Source organism: Enterobacter cloacae complex sp. SHL021, from assembly GCF_049237765.1.
GTDB lineage: Bacteria > Pseudomonadota > Gammaproteobacteria > Enterobacterales > Enterobacteriaceae > Enterobacter > Enterobacter cloacae.
Map to the genome: position 1 here is coordinate 105,136 of NZ_JBMKJG010000002.1, position 15,370 is coordinate 120,505.

The 15,370-nt window shown below is 57.0% G+C and carries 16 protein-coding genes; 7 read left to right on the forward strand and 9 right to left on the reverse strand.

All coding sequences use genetic code 11. From position 1 onward, the window contains the following. Positions 1-249: 249 nt before the first annotated feature. Both ACOTZF_RS02600 and ACOTZF_RS02605 read right to left on the reverse strand, forming a co-directional pair. On the reverse strand, positions 250-834 hold the full coding sequence (locus ACOTZF_RS02600; protein WP_038981716.1) for a class I SAM-dependent methyltransferase: 585 nt from the start codon (positions 832-834) through the stop codon (positions 250-252). Further along, a complete protein-coding gene (locus ACOTZF_RS02605) occupies positions 834-1,847 on the reverse strand; it encodes an HNH endonuclease domain-containing protein (RefSeq protein ID WP_038981717.1) in 1,014 nt (337 codons plus the stop codon). The genes ACOTZF_RS02600 and ACOTZF_RS02605 overlap by 1 nt, the downstream gene beginning before the upstream one ends. Positions 1,848-2,293: 446 nt before the next feature. Between ACOTZF_RS02605 and ACOTZF_RS02610 the strand changes: the two genes are divergently transcribed. The 4 genes from ACOTZF_RS02610 (at position 2,294) to ACOTZF_RS02625 (ending at position 4,247) form a co-directional block, all read left to right on the forward strand. Continuing rightward, positions 2,294-2,761, forward strand: coding sequence for a SymE family type I addiction module toxin (locus tag ACOTZF_RS02610; protein ID WP_080314640.1), 468 nt, complete (start codon positions 2,294-2,296; stop codon positions 2,759-2,761). A gap of 180 nt (positions 2,762-2,941) precedes the next feature. After that, the gene (locus ACOTZF_RS02615; protein ID WP_306458811.1) at positions 2,942-3,457 is read left to right on the forward strand and encodes a DUF2778 domain-containing protein; all 516 of its coding nucleotides are present in this window, start codon (positions 2,942-2,944) and stop codon (positions 3,455-3,457) included. After that, positions 3,432-3,695 (forward strand): hypothetical protein, encoded by a 264-nt coding sequence (locus ACOTZF_RS02620; RefSeq protein ID WP_038981718.1) that lies wholly within the window; start codon positions 3,432-3,434, stop codon positions 3,693-3,695. The genes ACOTZF_RS02615 and ACOTZF_RS02620 overlap by 26 nt, the downstream gene beginning before the upstream one ends. A gap of 9 nt (positions 3,696-3,704) precedes the next feature. Then, positions 3,705-4,247, forward strand: a complete 543-nt coding sequence (locus ACOTZF_RS02625) for a hypothetical protein (RefSeq protein WP_224085174.1) — start codon at positions 3,705-3,707, stop codon at positions 4,245-4,247. Here the strand turns inward: ACOTZF_RS02625 and ACOTZF_RS02630 are convergent. Both ACOTZF_RS02630 and trpS read right to left on the reverse strand, forming a co-directional pair. Next, entirely contained in the window at positions 4,182-4,553 is a 372-nt protein-coding gene (locus ACOTZF_RS02630; protein ID WP_058679390.1) for a hypothetical protein, read from the reverse strand. The genes ACOTZF_RS02625 and ACOTZF_RS02630 overlap by 66 nt on opposite strands. Before the next feature lie 576 nt (positions 4,554-5,129). After that, positions 5,130-6,134: a tryptophan--tRNA ligase gene (gene trpS / locus ACOTZF_RS02635; protein WP_038981719.1), complete on the reverse strand. Its 1,005-nt coding sequence runs from the start codon at positions 6,132-6,134 to the stop codon at positions 5,130-5,132. 199 nt (positions 6,135-6,333) lie between these two features. Between trpS and fosA the strand changes: the two genes are divergently transcribed. Further along, complete coding sequence (fosA, locus tag ACOTZF_RS02640; RefSeq protein ID WP_038981720.1) at positions 6,334-6,759, forward strand: FosA/FosA2 family fosfomycin resistance glutathione transferase; 426 nt, start codon at positions 6,334-6,336, stop codon at positions 6,757-6,759. Here the strand turns inward: fosA and ACOTZF_RS02645 are convergent. Then, positions 6,745-7,752, reverse strand: coding sequence for a LacI family DNA-binding transcriptional regulator (locus ACOTZF_RS02645; RefSeq protein WP_129253173.1), 1,008 nt, complete (start codon positions 7,750-7,752; stop codon positions 6,745-6,747). The genes fosA and ACOTZF_RS02645 overlap by 15 nt on opposite strands. Before the next feature lie 185 nt (positions 7,753-7,937). Between ACOTZF_RS02645 and ACOTZF_RS02650 the strand changes: the two genes are divergently transcribed. Further along, positions 7,938-9,026 (forward strand): cellulase family glycosylhydrolase, encoded by a 1,089-nt coding sequence (locus ACOTZF_RS02650; protein ID WP_129253175.1) that lies wholly within the window; start codon positions 7,938-7,940, stop codon positions 9,024-9,026. A 50-nt stretch (positions 9,027-9,076) separates the two neighbouring features. Beyond that, on the forward strand, positions 9,077-10,498 hold the full coding sequence (locus ACOTZF_RS02655) for an MFS transporter (RefSeq protein ID WP_129253177.1): 1,422 nt from the start codon (positions 9,077-9,079) through the stop codon (positions 10,496-10,498). On the opposite strand, the gene ACOTZF_RS02660 is transcribed toward ACOTZF_RS02655, so the two are convergent. Genes ACOTZF_RS02660 through ACOTZF_RS02675 form a run of 4 tightly spaced genes read right to left on the reverse strand, consistent with a single transcriptional unit; the run spans position 10,461 to position 15,207 of the window. After that, the gene (locus tag ACOTZF_RS02660) at positions 10,461-11,282 is read right to left on the reverse strand and encodes an alpha/beta fold hydrolase (protein WP_014830493.1); all 822 of its coding nucleotides are present in this window, start codon (positions 11,280-11,282) and stop codon (positions 10,461-10,463) included. The genes ACOTZF_RS02655 and ACOTZF_RS02660 overlap by 38 nt on opposite strands. 30 nt (positions 11,283-11,312) lie before the next feature. Beyond that, complete coding sequence (locus ACOTZF_RS02665; protein ID WP_013095408.1) at positions 11,313-12,932, reverse strand: MFS transporter; 1,620 nt, start codon at positions 12,930-12,932, stop codon at positions 11,313-11,315. Then, on the reverse strand, positions 12,929-13,336 hold the full coding sequence (locus ACOTZF_RS02670) for a DoxX family protein (RefSeq protein WP_129252086.1): 408 nt from the start codon (positions 13,334-13,336) through the stop codon (positions 12,929-12,931). The genes ACOTZF_RS02665 and ACOTZF_RS02670 overlap by 4 nt, the downstream gene beginning before the upstream one ends. Continuing rightward, on the reverse strand, positions 13,336-15,207 hold the full coding sequence (locus ACOTZF_RS02675) for an amidohydrolase (protein ID WP_038418608.1): 1,872 nt from the start codon (positions 15,205-15,207) through the stop codon (positions 13,336-13,338). The genes ACOTZF_RS02670 and ACOTZF_RS02675 overlap by 1 nt, the downstream gene beginning before the upstream one ends. Positions 15,208-15,370: the final 163 nt, after the last annotated feature.

Consider the following 15,370-nt stretch of genomic DNA (forward strand, 5'->3'; position numbering starts at 1 on the left):
TTGATTGCTCGTTACCACCAGCCCTTCCACATTAATGGATTTATACGTAAAAAAGTGCAGAACGTGAGTTACACGGTGCGAGGACACCCCAGTCCGCTGGAGAGTGGTACCTCAATGGATAATGACCGTGTTTTTGATCTTCTTTAGCGAGATAGCTGATTATGTAGCGCAGGGTATCGATGGCTTCGGTAACCAAGGTAATGAATGACTGAGTTAACCAACTCCCTATCGATTAGAACTACGTGTTGATCAAGCGGCGGTTTTTCGTAATATCCCATTCAGCCATGTCTCATCCCTGTCCGGGCGGTTATCCTGAGTCGCCCACAGCGAAGCTATCTCAATCCCCGGAACCGCCTTCAATAACTCCCGCAACCCCTCTTCATCCAGATCCGTAAACCGTCTTTCACCCTGCACACGCTCACCGTTGCCATACTTAAAGGACACGTACCAGACGCCGCCAGGCTTAAGCGCATCCGCAAGCTTCTGCATCACCGCAGGCAACTCAGAAGAGGGGACATGCAGCAAAGAGGCACAGCACCAGATCCCATCGTACTGCGCTTTAGCGTCGATCTCTGAAAATGTCGTCAGCTGCACGGGTAGCCCGGTATGTTGCCTTGCCAGCTCCACCATCGCGGAAGAGGCATCAAAAGCATCCACCAGATAACCCATTTCATGAAAGGCTTTTGCGTCCCGACCAGAACCACAGCCCGCATCCAGAACCCGGGCACCATTAGGCAGTTGTTGCGTGAAGGCGTCGTAGAGCGCGGTCATATCGACATTGACCGTGCCATCGAAGAAATCCTGTGCGTGATTCTGATAGTAGTGAAGTGTCATTAAAACGTTGCCTCGCCTTCCGCGTTGGGTTTCCAGGTATGGATAAGTTTGTCCAGCGCGGCCTGCCAGTTACGCTGAAGAAAGCTTCTCCGTGCTTCAGGACGTTGCCCTGTCTGTAGAACAATCGTCTCATGTAACGGCAGTTTGCTCTGAATAAAATACTCATTGCGTGTGTGTAACCGCTGCAGGAGCCTGAGCTCGGGAATGCGTGCAGATTTGCCTTCAACGCCACGGTTACAACACCGACAGGCCAGCACTAAGTTCCATACGCCGTTAATATTGCTCACTTCTTGGCGGGCAGCCCAGGGAATAAAGTGGTCGACGTCCGCCAGTTCTGCGTCTCCCGGTACCAGACTGATGGGTTTAAAGCAGTAAAAACATCGTCCTTTCTGGTAACCATTCAGGCTGTCGCGACAGCTGGTGATGTCTACGCGACGCGCATTTACCCTCGTGAACAACAGCTGATTATCTTCATCGAACTCCACGCCCACAAGGTTACGTGAAATCCCCATAGACCAGGCCTGTTCTACCAGGTTCCAGCGGGCATTAGTTTCAAAGGCGAGGTTTTTATACTGCAGGCGTTCGCTCAGTAAAAAGAAGTTATCCGTCAGGCGGATCCCGTTGTGGGTTTTGCGCTCATCGAGGAAAAAACGTTTTTCGATCTCACCCTGGTTCACGTAATGAAAGGCATCGATCACGTTGTTAAAGCCAAGGCGCACCGTCGCTTCAATGAGCTGAGCGTGGGTGATTTCACCTCTGTTGAACTTCAGGCAGGTTTCCAGAAATTGACTGCTGCGGGAGGTGATCTGTTTTGGCGCATGCTTCAGATGTTCGCAAAGATAGCGGCTGAACGGCACGGCAAGCTGGTCGAGCGTAATCAAATCGCTGCCTGTTTTATCCACTTCATACAACGCTGACGCCAGCGCAAATTTGTAAGATGCGACGTTCCTTCCAAAGAGGATCACACCACGCCAGTAGTTCTCAAGCGTCGGATCGGCCTGATAAAATTCCATCGATGAAGTCCTGTTACGGTTGGCTGGGCAGGGCGTTACTAAAGCCTGTAACAGGATCACATAACAAAATCAGGGTGATGTAAATCGTTAATCTATAGGTTTGATGAATTTTTGAGAGATATGTGAGAAAGGCGTGGTGGCAACCGATGCGGCATTAGCGCCAGGTGCGAACGAACAGATATCTGGAGGAGGTGAGTTGTAGTGATTTCCAGACGAAGCGTTGTCATTTCTCGAATTAAAACCCTATTTCCTGAATCCCCCTCGCAAATTCCAAATTTACTCCACACCAAACTGCTGTATTTATATTCAGCCCTGTATAATGAGCATCAGAAATTACGCCGAACGGCAAAGGAAGTATCAAAGAATATTTAACGAGGAATTCGCGATATGAAGGTGCTGCAACACCCCCATACCGCTAACCACCAGCAACTGAAAAGGAGTTGAAAATGGCTGCGACGAATTTTAAGCCAGAGTTTACTGTTTGCAAAACAGAATCAGACGCTTTCACCAGCATGATTGAAAACCGCGAGCTGGTACGCAAAAACAGCGCCCGCCGTCTTCACGGCAACCAGCCCAACGCGGCACCCATACATCCCCGCGCGGAAACGCCGCAGGACAGTGCCGCCTGCTGCGAACTCTATGCACGCATAGACATGAAATATCTTCTGCTAGGCGGGGACTGGTTAACCCGTGCAGGCTTTATCAACGGCATGCCGGTGAAAATCCGCGCAATGAAAGACTGCATCGTGATTACGCCACAGCATACAAGAGAATTATGGGGATGCCTGGAAGGCATGAGTGTGGTGAATATAAATAAACAGAAAGTCGCGCAGTGGTTAAAAACGTTTCCGGGCGCGTTGAATGATACTGGGGATATACCTATGGTGAAGCGCAGAAATGGTCTGGCAGAGTAAGAATAATATCTAAAATATCCCTTCTGTAATCATGTAAAAGGATAGGTTAATACGGGCTTGAATACACGTGTCCGTATTTTTCTTTTTTAAATGAATTATCTAATTCCGCTGGTACACCCAATAAAACGGTTGTAACATTCTCCGCAAAGCGACAGGGAGATTGCTATGCAAATTTGTAGGATGGATTACAACGATGTCTCCGCAGATGGAAGAACATTGACATTACACGTCTATGGGGTTGGGGCATTTCCTGTTTTTTCAGGTGTCGAACCCGTAACCAATATTGCAGAGTGCGCCTTTATCAGGAATGCTGCGTTACCGGTGGGTACATATTGGATCGTTGATTCACCGGAAGGAAGTGTTGCTAATCGTGTTGGGCGATTTGTAAAAGACTTAAAGAACGGGACCGATCATTCTGAATGGTTCGGCTTGTTTAATGCATCGACCATGGCTGATAACGTATTTGTGAATGGGGTCGACAGAGGATCATTTAGGCTTCACCCATTGAGGCCGAATGGCGAAGGAGAGTCGTGGGGATGCATAACGTTCTATAATATCCCTGATTTTCAGCTGGTCAGACAATCTTTGCTCGCACGTAAGAAGATTCGTGTTCCTGGTGGCAAAGGGTTGATGGCATATGGGCATATAGATGTAACAGGAAGGGTCGATTATGCTTCATGCAAAGTTAAAAAATAATATCCTGATTGGTCTGGCATGCCTCATTGCTTCCTTCTTTATTGTCCTGTTTCCTTTGGGAGGTTTACTCGATTACTTATCTCAAGCCAGCAATGATTTTTTAAATCGTACCGGTCTGGGGTTTGCTGATGGTGAAGCAGACCCATCATTCCTGTGGGTATTGGGTGGGATGATGGTCGTCGTTACCGCACTACTGATGTTCGTCATCCGAAAGATATGCAGCCTGAAACGGGCATGAGATATTTCATTGAAGATTTTTTCGACAATCCCGTCAACAGTCCTGAAGTGGTACGTACTTTCGACTGCCACGGTATTTATCCTCGGATGGCTGTTTGTCTGCCTTGTGGCATACGGTTCTGATGACACGACTGTTTATACAGAAAACGATTTTTTCCACTACCACCTGCTGACAGACGGGGAGATTGAAAACGCCCCTAAAGTAACGGACGACTATTATTTTGAGGCGCATTCGGGCGATGGTTACGAACCTTCAAACAGTATCATTTTTAAAGGCGCTACCAGTGCTGCGCCGTTGCGCGCTTATCTCGAAACGTTAGGGTATGTGAAGAAAAAGCGTAGCCTGGAAGTGAAGGAGGTCTGGTCGACACCCGAACGGTTAAACGCAGATTTTTTCTATCTGAACTTCAATACGGTTACGGGTGACATTGAACTGACCAAAGTGATAGGTAACGGGCATGTATCCCATGCCCGTAGTAAGAAAAAATCACTCGTGTTTTATCTGCTCTTTCACAGCCTTAACCAATACAGCATGGAGTTCGCCAACGGTTAAATCGCGTATCACAGGTTCGGGAATGCCTCGCAACCTGCGAATTAAACGGCAGATACCAAAGTAATCTATGCCCTCGGTGCTAAAAAGAAACTCGTTTTCAGCGAGAGAAAAAGTTTTCTCATAACCATCTTCTTCAGTGACGAGCGTAACGCCAAACGCGTCCTCGCAGTCTTCAATCAGGGCATCGCCATCCATGCCGCATATATCGAGGTCGGCTTCGATCAGGGTGTTCTCATCAATGCGCTTGCGATGATGTCCTGAGGACTGACGTACAACTTCTATGACCTGCGAAAGAGTGGGATTCATTATGTTGGATTCCATGGGGGAAGAAATGGCGCAGATATTTATAAAGAGACCGAATTAACGCCTGGGACTTATTATTGAAGGTACAAAGAAAATCAAAACAATCCACGCAAACATCCCAATGATTTTTAGCGGCCAGGGTTCGAATACATCAAAGCACACAATTGTGCCTATTACTAATAGTGGTCCTCCCAATAATTCAAGTATTCCTTCTAAAATAGATAACTTATGAGGCAATACACGATTCAGTAAAACGGCCATGAAATGTGCGCATCCTAAAGTAATGATTATAGCTATAGTGCATTCTTTCCAGTTATCAGTGACGCCCACGCATATGAGGCATAACACAATCACAAAAACACAAAGTAATGTATTCAGCATGGAAATAATAAACTTGCTCATAACATTTTCTACGACGTTCGAAAAATATAAAGAATCTATGAATATAGCGCTCTCAACAGAATAACAAACGACATTAGCTAAAAATGCATTTAAGAGACTCTTGCGCTTTAACTATTATTTTAATCGGCTACAAAGCGGCTTCGTGCTCTTCCCACGCACTCCACCGCTAAATCGACTTTAACTAAACACCGGCACCCCCAGCCCAACCTTCACCTCCCTCAACGTCCCCTGCGTCACCCCCTGCGCCCGTTCGGTCCCGCGCTTCAGCATCGCCATCAGCTCCCCTTTATCCTGCATATACATCGCCCTCCGCTCCCGCATCGGCGCAATCAGCTCCTGCAGGCACGCCTCCAGCTCGTTCTTGCACGCCCGGTCACCCAGCCCGCCCGCCTGATAGTGCTCCTTCATTGCCGCCACTTTGTCCTTGTCCGGATGAAACGCGTCGAGGTACGTAAACACCACGTTCCCCTCAATCTGCCCCGGGTCGCTCACCTTCAGGTGGTTCGGGTCGGTGTACATGGCGCTGACCGCACGATGAATGGTCTCTTCGCTGGCCGAAAGGTGCAGCGTGTTGCCCAGCGATTTCGACATCTTGGCGCTGCCGTCGATGCCGGGCAGGCGGCTGGTGTCGCTCAGCATCGCCTTGCAGTGGCGCAGCACCGGGGCGGGCAGCAGGCTGTTCATCTTGTGCACAATCTCGTTGGTCTGCTCAATCATCGGCAGCTGGTCGTCGCCGACGGGCACGTACTCGGCCTTAAACGCGGTGATGTCCGCCGCCTGGCTGATGGGGTAGGCCATAAACCCGACCGGCAGCGAGCGGGCGAAGCCCTTCTGCGCAATCTCGTTTTTCACCGTCGGGTTACGCTCCACGCGGGCGACGGTGACGATGTTCATATACAGCATCGTCAGCTCGGCGAGGGCGGGCAGGGCGGACTGCAGGCAGATCGTGGTCAGGTTCGGGTCGATGCCGGCGGCGAGATAGTCGGCCAGCACTTCGGGGATGTTGTCGCGGATCTTCTGCGGGTTGCTGCCGTTGTCGGTCAGCCCCTGCAGGTCGGCAATCAGCACAAACTGGTTGTGCGTCTGCTGCAGCGCCACGCGCTGGCGCAGCGATCCGACGAAGTGGCCAAGATGCAGCGGGCCGGTTGGACGGTCTCCGGTGAGGATGGTTGGTGCGTTCATAAAGACTCCTTAATGTGCAGTTGCCGAAAGGTGTCTTAGAAATGTGAAAGCCGCCTTTCGGCGGCTATCTGAAAATGGGGAAAACTACTCCGTGCCGCCTTTAAGAAGGCAGCCACCAGCGGTTTACGGTGAGCACGGCGTGGTTTATGTTCATGCTTTTACCGTATCACGTCCGGCGCAAAAAACAAAAGGGCACGTCATGCTGCAATCACTCAACCACCTGACCCTCGCGGTCAGCGACCTGCAAAAAAGCGTCACCTTCTGGCACGAGCTGCTGGGGCTTGCGCTGCACGCCCGCTGGAATACCGGGGCCTATCTCACCTGCGGCGATCTGTGGGTCTGCCTGTCGTACGACGAGGCGCGCAGGAACGTGCCGCCGCAGGAGAGCGACTACACCCACTACGCGTTTACCGTGGCGGAAGAGGATTTTGAACCGTTCTCGCACAGGCTGGAGCAGGCGGGCGTCACCGTCTGGAAGCAGAATAAAAGCGAGGGGGCGTCGTTCTATTTTCTCGACCCGGACGGGCACAAGCTGGAGCTGCACGTGGGCAGCCTCGCCGCGCGGCTGGCGGCGTGTCGCGAGAAGCCCTATGCGGGCATGGTGTTTACCTCAGACGGGGCTTGAGGCGCGTACCTTCAGCCTGCCCGCCAGCGTCACGTGCGTGGCGGCATCTTCCTGATTACACAGGTACTCCACCGCCAGCCGTCCCAGCTCGCTGTAGGGCAGCTGGATACTGGTCAGCGGCGGGGTGAGCTGCTCGGAAATCTTCTGGTCGTCGTAGCCCGCCAGCAGCATGTCCTGCGGGATGCGCACGCCGTTCACCGCCAGCGCCTGATAGCAGCCAATCGCCAGCCAGTCGCTGGCGCAGAAGATGGCGTCCGGGCGCTCGGCCAGTTCCAGCAGGGAAGCTGTCGCGGTAAAGGATTCGCTGAACTGCCAGTTGGTCTGGCGCACCAGGCTGTCGTCGCACGCGAGTCCGGCCTGCTGCAGCGCCGCCTGGTAGCCTGCCAGACGCTGGCGCGAGGCCTCCATCCAGCTCTCGCCGGTGATGTGGGCGATGCGCGTGGCCCCGCAGGCTATGAGGTGTTTAGTCACCTGGAAGGCGTTGGCGTAGTCGTCCGGGATAAACGACGGCAGCAGCGGCGAGCCGGGGTCGCGCTGGTTAAGCAGCACCAGCGGGATGCGGGTGCAGTCCTGGAACGCCGTCATGTCCACCAGCGTGGTGACCGGAGAGGCGAGAATAATCCCGATGCAGTTGCGCTTCTCCAGCTGGCGGATGATGTTCAACGCCAGCTCGATGTCGTCGCCGTAGTCGTAGACGGTGAGCAGGGTCTCGTTGCGCCACGCCGCTTCCCGCGCCTGGCTGATGGCGTCGATAAACGGGTCGAAGCTCTGCATGGAGCTCACCAGCAGGGCGATCTCTTCCTGGTTGCGCGGGGCGTGAACGGCGGGGAGGCGGTCATAGCCGAGCTCGGTAGCGACGCCAATCACCCGCTGGCGGGTGTCGTCGCTGAGCTTGATGTTGCGGGACTGGTTAAGCACCAGCGATACCGTCGCCTGCGACACGCCCGCCGCCCGCGCAATATCGTTCATCGTCACTTTCGTTTTTCGCTTCATCCGTCCTCTCCCTTTCGCGACTTTGCATCATACCCTAACCGCACGCTTTAGCGCCGTCGATCACGTTTCTCATTCATCGAAGCGTGAACTTTGTGAGGGCCGTCGCTTTTCTAAACGCCGTAATTTGCGCATTTATCCCGCAACTAATATTTATTAGCTAAATATTATCAGTAAGAGGACGCGTAATGAAAGAGCAGTGGAGCAGGGAGCAGGCACAGGCGTGGTATCAGCAAAAAGGCTGGCTGTGCGGGTTTAACTACCTGCCGTCGACGGCGGTGAACTGGACCGATATCTGGCAGGAAGAGACCTTCGATGCCGCCACCATCGAGCGCGAGCTGGGCTGGGCGGCGGAGGCGGGTTATAACACCCTGCGCATCAACCTGCCGTTTATTGTCTGGGAGCACGACCGCGACGGGCTGATGGCGCGCATTGACCGCTTTTTGACGATTGCTGACGGTCGCGGCTTCAGCACCATGCTGACCCTGATGGACGACTGCGGCTTCTCCGGCGACGAGCCGTACCTCGGCCCGCAAAAGCCGCCGGTGCCGGGCAAGCACAACAGCCAGGCGGCGGCGAGCCCGGGGCGCGACAAGGTGTGCGATCCTGACTGCTGGCCGCAGATTGAGCGCTATATCCGCGACGTTGTCCGCCAGTTCCGCGACGATAAGCGCGTGCTGCTGTGGGATCTCTATAACGAGCCGGGCAACCGCGGCATTTTCGCGACGGGCACGCAGGAGGTGCAGTACGACGCGAAGCTGGAGACCTGCGCGCATGAGTTGATGAAGCTGGCGTTCCAGTGGGTGCGTGAAGAAGACCCGACCCAGCCGCTCACCGTCTGCGCGTGGCGTCTGCCGCCGGAAGAGGAGGGCGAGACGTTCTTCCAGCATCCGCTGGACCAGACCGCACTGGCGCTCTCGGACGTGGTGAGCTTCCACGCCTACACCCACACCGGCCGTATGACGGCGATTATTCAGCAACTGCAACAGCTTGGTCGGCCGCTGTTCTGCACCGAATGGCTGGCGCGCCACGTGGGCAGCACCATTGAGGAGCAGCTTCCGCTGATGTACGCGGCGAAGGTCGCGCCGTACCAGTGGGGGCTGGTGCGCGGCAAAACCCAGACGTGGCTGCCGTGGCCGGTGGTGATGACGGAGTCCACGGACTACTGCCGCCTCTGGTTCCACGACGTGTTCGAGGAGAACGGCATTCCGTTCTCACGCCGTGAAATCGCATTAATGCAGCAGCTGCGCAAGATCGCCCCGCAGGCGCAGGGCTAATAATATTGACCCGGCGGCCGACCGCCGGGCAACCAGGCAGGCATATAACAATGGCAATGACAATGAAAATACCGTCTCGCGAGTTGTGGTCTTATTTTGGCTATGGTTTAGGTCAGTGTTTTAGCTTTGGTTTAGTGGGTTCGTTTATTAACTATTTTTACACCGACGTGCTGGGGATCTCGGCGCTGGCGGCCAGTACCATCTTCCTGATTGCCCGCGCGTGGGACGCGGTTCACGATCCGCTGTTTGCCAGCATTATGGACACCATTAACAGCCGGTTCGGTAAGTTTCGCCACTTTTTGCTGATCGCGCCGCTGCTGATCACCGGCGTCACGCTGCTGTCGTTCTATAAAATCGAAGCGGACATGACCACCAAAATCCTCTACGCCGGGGTGACGTATATCCTGTGGGGGACGCTGTATGCCATCTCCGATATCCCGTTCTGGTCGATGTCGTCGGTGATGACCAACGACTCCGCCCAGCGCACCCGCGCGGTGACGGCGGCGATGCTTGGGGTGAACGCGGGCATTGCCTGCGCCAACATCTTCTTCCCGAAGCTGGCGGCGTTCTTCGCCCAGTACAGCAATGACAAAGGCTACTTTATGGCGGCGCTGGTGATGATGCTGGTGGGCCTGCCGCTGATGCTTAACGGCTTTATGCAGATCAAAGAGCGCGTGCCGCCGAGCCCGGAAAAGGTGACCATCCGCGACACCTTCCACAACCTGCGCCAGAACAAGCCGCTGTTTATTGTGCTGCTGTCGTTCTTTTTCTGCGTGTTCCACAACGTGGCGGGCGGTCTCTATATCTACTTCTTTATCAATAACCTGGGCGACGGCGGCCTGCAGATGGCGATTGGCGTGATGGGGATTGTGGCGGCGGTGCTGTGCCTGGTGGCCCCGATGCTGACGCGCCGGATGCAGAAGCGGAAGTTGTTTATGATCCTCTGCGGGCTGGACGTGGCGGTGCGCGTGGTGATGTGGTTCATCGGCTATCAGCAGGTGACGATGCTGTTTATTCTGCTCGGCCTGAGCACGCTGTTCGTGATGATGACCAACATCCTCACCTCGTCGATGATTGCCGACACCATTGAGTACGCGGAGTACCACACCCACAAGCGCTGCGCGGCGATCACCTTCTCCGGGCAGACCTTTACCGGCAAGATGTCGGTGGCGGTGGGCGGCGGGCTCATCGGCGTGTTTCTGACGATGATCGGTTACGTGCCGCAGGCGCAACTTCAGAGCGAAGGCGTGCTGTCGGGGCTGTTCTTCGGGATTTGTTTGTTACCGGCGATTGGCTCGTTGATCCGCATGGGCTTTATGTCGCGCTTTACCTTTACCGAGGAGAAGCATGCGGAGATTTGTCGGCTGCTGGCGGAGCGGAACGCGTCTGCGAAAGCGCCGGGTGGCGGCTGCGCCTTACCCGGCCTACAGAAAATTACAGTGACTTCACAAACGCCAGCAGATCTTCGTTGAGCTGGTCCTGGTGGGTCAGCGCGAAGCCGTGCGGCGCGTTGTCGTACACCTTCAGCGTGGCGTTTTTGATCATCTCTGCCGCCAGCTTGCCGGTGCTTTCAAACGGCACGATCTGGTCGTTGCTGCCGTGGATCACCAGCGTCGGCACGTCGATTTTCGCCATATCCGGGCGGAAGTCGGTTTCGCCGAACGCGGTCACGCAGTCGATGGTGCCCTTCAGTGACGCCAGCAGGGCGATGTTCAGCGTCTGGGTCAGGGCACCGGCAGAGACGGTCTGCCCGGCATTGATGCCGTAGAACGGGGTGGCGAAGTCGCTGATGAATTGGGCGCGATCTTTACGCAGGCCGTCGCGAATGCCGTCGAACACGCTCTGATCCACACCCTGCGGGAAGGTATCTGATTTACCGAAGATCGGCGTGACCGCGCCCAGCAGCGCCAGACCGGCCACGCGTGCGCTGCCGTAGTTATTGATGTAGCGGGTCACATCGCCGCCGCCCATGGAGAAGCCCACCAGCGTCACGTCCTGCAGGTCCAGGGTGGTAATCAGGTCGTTGATATCGGACGCAAAGGTGTCGTAGTCGTAGCCGTTCCACGGCTGATCCGAGCGGCCAAAGCCGCGACGGTCAAAGGCGATGGCGCGGAAGCCGCGTTCGGCCAGATAGTTCAGCTGGCTGTCCCACATGTCGCCGTCCAGCGGCCAGCCGTGGCTGAAGAGAACCGGTTTACCCGCGCCGCAGTCTTTGTAGTAAATCTGCGTGCCGTCTTTTGCCTTAAACGTTGCCATAGTGTGTTCCTGTACAGGTGATGGTTATGGTTATACCGGCGCGACCAGGTAGCGAATAGCCGGTGATGTTGTGCCCTGATGAAAAGCCAGAACGCGGCTCTGCAGCAGGAGGTCATTCATGGTGTGGCGCTCCTGCTGGCGCAGATGCTCAATCCAGGAGCCCATCAGGAAGGTCTCGATAAACAGTCCGGGGCGTTCGATATCCTCGTACACCGCCCAGCTCATCGCCCCGGCGCGGCGGCGCACCCGGCGCAGCTCGTGCACCGCCTGCAAAAACGCTTTCGCGTTGTGCGGGTCGATGATGTACTCGTGCGACACCAGCACCGGGCCGCGCTCGTTCGGCAGGTCGATCTCCACGCCGTCCAGCGGCTGGCCGCTGAGGTCGAGATTTAAATCAGGATCTTTCTCCAGCTTCCAGCGGAACACCGTCGCGCTCGCCAGCACCATTCCCAGCGTGGCGACCACCAGCGAAGTCGGGGTGCCAAACTGCGAAGCGATCTGTCCCCAGAGGGCGCTGCCGGCGGTCATCGAGCCGAAGAACACCGTCAGATAAACCGCCAGCGCGCGGGCTTTCACCCAGCGTGCCGCACTGCGCTGCGCGCCGAGATTGAGGGTCGAGAGCACCGCAATCCACGCGAAGCCGGTGAAGAACTCAAACAGGTTCAGCAGCCAGAAGTGGCGTACGAACGCCAGCGCCAGCATGGTGAGGGCAAACGTCAGGCTGGCGGCCACCATCAGGCGGTCAGCGTTCAGCCGCTGGCGCAGCCGCGGCAGCAGGATCGCCCCGGCAATCGCCCCCAGGCCAATACACGCCAGCATCACGCCGTAGCCCGCCGGGCCTAAGCCCAGCTCGCGGCGCGCCACCAGCGGCAGCAGGGCCCAGCCCGCGCTGCCGAAAACGAAGAAGGCCACCGTGCGCACCAGCACGTTGCGCAGCACCGGCGCGGCGTGCACGTAGCGAATGCCGGAGCGAACCGCCGAGAAGAAGTGCTCCGGCGGCAGGCGCTGCACTGTCGGTGCGGGACGCCAGCGCCACAGCACCCACGCCACGCCGACCACGGAGAGCGCGTTCAGGGCAAACACCATCCACGGCCCGGCCAGTGACAGCAGAAAACCGCCCAGCGCAGGGCCAATCGCCCGGCTGATGTTCACCCCGAGCGAGTTGAGCGCCACGGCGGCACCCAGCTCCGGCTTGCTCACCAGGTCAGGCACCACCGCCTGGAACGGCGGCGAGCTCATCGCCGCCCCCACGCTCAGCAGAAACGTCGTCACCAGCAGAACCGCAGGCGTGACGTGGCCGGTGAAGGAGAGCACCGCCAGCCCGGCGGCGGCGATGAACACCCACAGCTGGGAGAAGAGCAGGTATTTACGTCGGTCGACGATGTCCGCCATCACCCCGGACGGCAGGGCGAAGAGGAACATCGGCAGGCTGCTGGCCGCCTGTACCAGCGCGATATCCAGCGGATCGGCGCTCAGGCTCAGCATGCTCCAGTTAATACCGACGTCGCTCATCCATGAGCCGACGTTAGAGACCACCGTGGCGATCCACAGCATGCGGAACACCGGCTGGCTAAGCGGCTGCCAGGGCGAAACCGTCGGAGCGGGCGTCGTTTCGACGTGGGCGTCACGAACGTCGTTAACCTGGGTCATGCAAATTTCTCCGTTACCTTAAGCTGCAGCCGCCACTGGCCCGGCCCGGTCAGGGCAAGGGTGGTGAAGATAATCAGCAGCAGCCAGCCAAACTGCCCTTCGGCAATCGACCAGTTGGGGTGAACCGCCAGCATCGCCACCAGCAGCACGGCAATAATCGGCAGGCACGCCAGGCGGGTGTAGACACCCGCAATGATAAACAGCGGACAGATCACCTCGGCGACAATCGCCGGGATCAGGCTCGCCCAGGGCCCGAAGCCGAACGGATCTTCAATGCGCGTCAGCTCTTCGCTGAAGTGCAGCACTTTCGGCAGGCCGTGCACGTACAGCAACAGCAGGCTGCCGGTCAGGCGCAGGAAAAACAGCCCCAGGTCTACCCGGGGCGGAGCAAAGGTGTTTTTCATCAGAATGCAAAGCAGCTGCAGCCCAGCGCCCCCCAGAATGCGTTATCGTCCGACACCGGTATCTCTGACGTGCGGGCAAAATCATGCTGGTGGCTGTGCACCCCGCACGGGCCGCTGCAGTGGTGGACGGCGTTCATACCCACGCGTGTGGCCTGCGGCGGCGCGCTGCGGTAGTGGCCCGGCACCTTCACCACCGGGGACCACTCGGGAAGAACCGGAATGGCCGGCGGGGCCAGCGGGCCAAAGCTGCCTGCGGCGTAGACGATATCGCCGTTGACCACCGTCAGGACGGATTCGATGCCCTTGATCTCCTCTTCCGGCACGCGGAAGTAGTCTTTGCTCAGCACCGCCAGGTCGGCGAGCTGGCCGACTTTGATCTGCCCCTTCTGGTTTTGTTCGCTGGAGAACCATGCGCTGCCCTGGGTCCAGAGCATCAGGGCGGTGTCGCGATCCAGACGGGCGCTGTGATCGTACATCTGCATCCCGCCGACGGTACGGCCAGAGACCAGCCAGTAGAGAGCGGTCCACGGGTTGTAGCTCGCCACGCGGGTGGCATCGGTGCCTAAGCCCACCGGTACGCCGGTCTCCAGCATTTTTGCCACCGGTGGCGTATGGCGGGTGGCTTCAATGCCGTAGCGCTCGGCAAAGTATTCGCCCTGGAAGGCCATACGGTGCTGCACGGCAATGCCGCCGCCGAGCGCTTTGATGCGGTCGATGTTGGCCTGGGTGACGGTCTCTGCATGGTCGAAGAACCAGTGCAGGCCGTTGAACGGAATATCGCGGTTAACTTTTTCGAACACGTCCAGCATGCGGCTGATGGACTCGTTGTAGGTGGCGTGCAGGCGGAACGGCCAGCGGTGCTCTACCAGATGGCGCACTACGCGCTCCAGCTCATCCTCCATACCCGGCGCGAGGTCAGGGCGTGGTTCGAGGAAATCTTCAAAATCGGCGGCGGAGAAGACCAGCATCTCGCCCGCGCCGTTATGGCGGAAGAAGTCGCTGCCCTGGCCCGGCGTGAGCATGTCGGTCCATTTCTCAAAGTCTTCCAGCTCGTGGCCCGGACGCTGGGTAAAGAGGTTGTAGGCGATGCGGACGGTCATCTGCTTCTTCTCGTGCAGCTCGGCAATCACCTCGTAATCTTCCGGGTAGTTCTGGAAGCCGCCGCCCGCGTCGATGGCGCTGGTCAGCCCCAGACGGTTCAGCTCGCGCATAAACTGGCGGGTGGAGTTAACCTGCTGCTCCAGCGGCAGCTTCGGCCCTTTGGCCAGCGTGGCGTAGAGGATCATGGCGTTCGGACGGGCGATCAGCATCCCGGTCGGGTTGCCGTTGGCGTCGCGCTGGATCTCGCCGCCCGGCGGGTTTGGCGTGTCTTTGGTGTAGCCAACCACCTTCAGCGCGGCGCGGTTGAGCAGGGCGCGGTCGTAGAGGTGCAGGATAAAGACCGGGGTATCCGGCGCGGCGTCGTTAATTTCATCCAGGGTTGGCATGCGGCGTTCGGCAAACTGGAACTCGCTCCAGCCGCCCACCACGCGCACCCACTGTGGCGATGGCGTGCGCAGGGCTTGTTCTTTCAGCATCCGCAGGGCATCGGCCAGAGACGGCACGCCTTCCCAGCGCAGCTCGAGGTTGTAGTTCAGCCCGCCGCGAATGAGGTGCAGGTGGGAGTCGTTCAGGCCGGGGATGGCGGTGTGGCCTTTTAAATCCACCACTTTAGTGCCGTCGCAGTGGTGTTGCATCACCTCGGCGACGGTACCCACTTCCAGAAATTTTCCGTCGCGCACGGCGACGGCTTCCGCCACAGGATTCTCGCGATCGACGGTGTGAAACTGGCCGTTAACCAGAATGAGATCGGCTTTTCCAAGGGTAACCATAACTGCTCCTGACTGAGAGGGGAATGGTCAGGATTATGGGAACCGGTTTCGGCAAAGATCCAGTTATACAATAGGATAGGTATACCAAAGTATAACTATACCTAAGGTTAACTATACGAAGAGATAATTACGCACAGGCGCAGAAGGCCGCAGGATGGGGGCG

Coding starts and splice junctions, on each gene's coding strand:
- ACOTZF_RS02600 (WP_038981716.1), bottom strand. CDS start 834: ATGACACTTCACTACTATCAGAATCACGCACAGGATTTCTTCGATGGC.
- ACOTZF_RS02605 (WP_038981717.1), bottom strand. CDS start 1,847: ATGGAATTTTATCAGGCCGATCCGACGCTTGAGAACTACTGGCGTGGT.
- ACOTZF_RS02610 (WP_080314640.1), top strand. CDS start 2,294: ATGGCTGCGACGAATTTTAAGCCAGAGTTTACTGTTTGCAAAACAGAA.
- ACOTZF_RS02615 (WP_306458811.1), top strand. CDS start 2,942: ATGGATTACAACGATGTCTCCGCAGATGGAAGAACATTGACATTACAC.
- ACOTZF_RS02620 (WP_038981718.1), top strand. CDS start 3,432: ATGCTTCATGCAAAGTTAAAAAATAATATCCTGATTGGTCTGGCATGC.
- ACOTZF_RS02630 (WP_058679390.1), bottom strand. CDS start 4,553: ATGAATCCCACTCTTTCGCAGGTCATAGAAGTTGTACGTCAGTCCTCA.
- trpS (WP_038981719.1), bottom strand. CDS start 6,134: ATGAACGCACCAACCATCCTCACCGGAGACCGTCCAACCGGCCCGCTG.
- fosA (WP_038981720.1), top strand. CDS start 6,334: ATGCTGCAATCACTCAACCACCTGACCCTCGCGGTCAGCGACCTGCAA.
- ACOTZF_RS02645 (WP_129253173.1), bottom strand. CDS start 7,752: ATGAAGCGAAAAACGAAAGTGACGATGAACGATATTGCGCGGGCGGCG.
- ACOTZF_RS02650 (WP_129253175.1), top strand. CDS start 7,938: ATGAAAGAGCAGTGGAGCAGGGAGCAGGCACAGGCGTGGTATCAGCAA.
- ACOTZF_RS02655 (WP_129253177.1), top strand. CDS start 9,077: ATGGCAATGACAATGAAAATACCGTCTCGCGAGTTGTGGTCTTATTTT.
- ACOTZF_RS02660 (WP_014830493.1), bottom strand. CDS start 11,282: ATGGCAACGTTTAAGGCAAAAGACGGCACGCAGATTTACTACAAAGAC.
- ACOTZF_RS02665 (WP_013095408.1), bottom strand. CDS start 12,932: ATGACCCAGGTTAACGACGTTCGTGACGCCCACGTCGAAACGACGCCC.
- ACOTZF_RS02670 (WP_129252086.1), bottom strand. CDS start 13,336: ATGAAAAACACCTTTGCTCCGCCCCGGGTAGACCTGGGGCTGTTTTTC.
- ACOTZF_RS02675 (WP_038418608.1), bottom strand. CDS start 15,207: ATGGTTACCCTTGGAAAAGCCGATCTCATTCTGGTTAACGGCCAGTTT.